Origin of the sequence: Paraconexibacter sp. (assembly GCF_041602235.1) — a bacterium.
Lineage (GTDB): Bacteria > Actinomycetota > Thermoleophilia > Solirubrobacterales > Solirubrobacteraceae > Paraconexibacter.
On sequence record NZ_JBFIGP010000379.1, the window covers coordinates 1 to 2,935 of the forward strand.

At 69.3% G+C, this 2,935-nt stretch carries 3 protein-coding genes; all 3 read left to right on the forward strand.

What is annotated here, in order from left to right; translation table 11 throughout:
* On the forward strand, positions 1 to 1,236 hold a 1,236-nt coding region (locus tag ABYE80_RS19210), incomplete at its 5' end, for a hypothetical protein (protein ID WP_372791921.1).
* A gap of 129 nt (positions 1,237 to 1,365) precedes the next feature.
* Positions 1,366 to 2,580, forward strand: a complete 1,215-nt coding sequence (locus ABYE80_RS19215; RefSeq protein WP_372791922.1) for an acyl-CoA dehydrogenase family protein — start codon at positions 1,366 to 1,368, stop codon at positions 2,578 to 2,580.
* On the forward strand, positions 2,577 to 2,935 hold a 359-nt coding region (locus ABYE80_RS19220; RefSeq protein ID WP_372791923.1), incomplete at its 3' end, for an acyl-CoA dehydrogenase family protein. The genes ABYE80_RS19215 and ABYE80_RS19220, both read left to right, overlap by 4 nt.

Here is a 2,935-nt window from a genome sequence, read left to right on the forward strand (position 1 = left end):
CCGCGCAACATCCGCAGCAACTCCAACTCCCGTGAGAAGCTCGACTACGTCCTGCTCCGACGCGCGACCGCCGCGCCGGCCTGCGTCCATCACCAGCGCATGCCTTGGAAGCTCATGAGGGACAGCACACGCGCCGACCTCTCGGACCACTGGCCGGTCGAGGTGACGATCGGATCCACCCTGGAGGGCAACTGCAGTCCCCACCGGGCGGAGCCGGTCACCGCGAGCCGGACGGTCAGCGCAATGCCGGCCGAGCCGGGCGGTTCGCTCTGGTATCGCTTCGACACCGTCGGGACGTGGAACATCCACGTGTCCACCCCGGGCGCCGTGGTCCAGGCGTTCCGCAGCGTCGACCTCTCGAACGCCATCGCCTCGAAGACGGGGGCGGGTCACCTGTTCTTCTCCGTGACCCACGGCCGCCCGGTGTACGTGCGCGCGGCTGCGCTTGCGCGCAACGACCGCCCGACGATGGCGATGGCCTTCCATCGCGGCACTGGCGCTGCGATGAACGACCCGATCCACCTCCCCACCGGCGTGACCGTCAGGACGGGCTTCTGGTTCGACTTCCAGAATCCGTCAAGCCCGGCGAACGCCGACGAGCAGTACTTCTACATCCGCGCGCGCGGATCGTCGAGTGGCGTGCGGCAGACGATCCGCGTCGCGGCCAAGGGTGGTCAAGGCGACACGCTCCGCATGCGCGTGCGGTTGCTGTCGATGGCCGGGAAGGAGCTCGTCAGCACCGGAGGCTTCTCGACTGCCCCGGTGCTGAAGACGAAACTCAAGAAGGCCGGCGGGGCGTATCTCGTGGCCGTACGACGCGATGGCGGACAGATCGGCCACGTCGACGTCCGCTACGACACGAACCTCCGGTCCATCCGGCTACTGCGCGTCAGGTGCAACGTGCAGGAGGACAACACCGGGGACGACCACATCAAGCTGCTCACGACGCTCGACCGTTCCCTGTCGTCCAACCCGTCGGTCCTGAACCTCGGATCGTTCGACGGGGACCAAGCCCGGTCGCTCGAGACGAAGATCGGCTCGAAGGGCATGGTCAACGTCGTCAAGGGCGTCTCGATCGGACTGCGTGAGATCGACAACGATCCCGACGACGACCTCGGCTCCGGCACCATCAAGGCCGGACCGCTCGCGTTCGAGGACGGCAAGGTGGGGCGGCTGCGCTTCACCGGTGACGGTGCCGACTACGACGTCTACTACGAACGTGTCCCGATGCCATAGGACCGGTAGGCCTGGAGCGACCTCCACGAACCCCGGCGCACCGCCGCGCCGATCCCTCGTTGGCAGCCTGCCAACAGTGGTACCTTGCGGGTTGACTGACCAGTCAATTCGTCAGCAAGGAGAACCAGGGTGGACCTCAACGACACCCCCGAGCAGGCAGCGTTCCGCACCGAGGTGCGCGGCTGGCTCGAGGCGAACAAGGCCGACGCTCCGCCGTCCTCGGGCGACAGCGGCGACAGCGCGTACATCGACAGCCGTCGCGCCTGGCAGCGCAAGCTGGCTGAGGGCGGGCTTGCGGGCCTGACGTGGCCCAAGGAGTTCGGCGGCCAGGGCAAGGGCCCGATCGAGCAGGTGATCGTCAACCAGGAGATCGCCGCCGCCGGCGTTCCCGGGATCCTCGACGTGATCGGCATCGGCATGCTCGGCCCGTGCATCATCGCCCACGGCTCCGAGGAGCAGAAGGGCAAGTACCTGGGCCCGATGCTCCACGGCGACGAGGTGTGGTGCCAGCTCTTCAGCGAGCCGGCGGCCGGCTCGGACCTCGCCGCGGTGCAGACCCGCGCCAAGGACAACGGCGACGGCACCTACACCCTGAACGGGCAGAAGGTGTGGACCACCAACGCCCAGTTCTCCTCCTACGGCCTGCTGCTCGCGCGCACCGACCCCGAGCAGCACAAGCACAAGGGCCTCACGATGTTCATGGTCGACATGAGCGCCCCCGGCGTGACCGTTCGCGGTCTGCGCCAGATCTCCGGCGAGGCCGAGTTCAACGAGGTCTTCTTCGATGACGTCGTCGTACCCGCGGAGTACGTCGTGGGTGGCGTGAACAACGGCTGGGGCACGGCCCTCACGGTCCTCATGTACGAGCGCCTGACGATCGGCCTGGGCTCCGAGGGCTTCGGCTATCGCGGCGACCGCTTCGCGCGCGCCATCGCGCCCGACGCCGCCGCGAGCCAGGACCCGGTGGTCCGCAAGCGCCTGGGCGAGATCTCGACGGAGCTGCTGGCGGTGCGCTTCACCGGCTACCGGACGCTGACGGCGCTCTCGAAGGGACAGATCCCCGGTCCCGAGTCGGGCCTCGCGAAGGTCACCACGGTCAACGCGGCGATCGCGGCCGGCGACCTGCTGGCCGACGTCTTCGGCCCCGACGCCCTCCAGGAGGAGAGCGAGTGGGCGTACATGATCTCGTTCCTCCCCGGCCTGAAGTCGGCGGGCGGCACCGAGGCGATCCTGCGCAACACGATCGGCGAGCGCGTGCTCGGCCTGCCCCCCGAGCCGCGGCTCGACAAGGGCATCCCGTTCAGCGAGCTTCGCGCCAAAGAGAAGGAGGCGGTGTCCGCATGAACCTCGCACTGAGCGACGAGCAGGAGTTCCTGCGCGAGGCGGCACGCGGTGCCCTGTCGCGCGTCAAGACCGTCGAGGCCGCCCGCGAGGCGCTCGAGAAGGACGACGCGCTGCCGGACCTGTGGGAGACCGCCAAGGAGGCGGGCTGGCCGGGGCTCCTCATCAGCGAGGACCGCGGCGGCGCGGGGCTGGGCGTCTTCGACGCTCTGCTGGTCGCCGAGGAGACCGGTCGCGTGCTGGCCTCGGTGCCCTACCTCGGCGTGCTGCCCGCGACGCTGATCCTGGACGCCGCGGGCCACGCGGACCTCGAGCAGATCGCGACCGGCGACGTGCGGGTCGCCTACGTGCCCGCCCG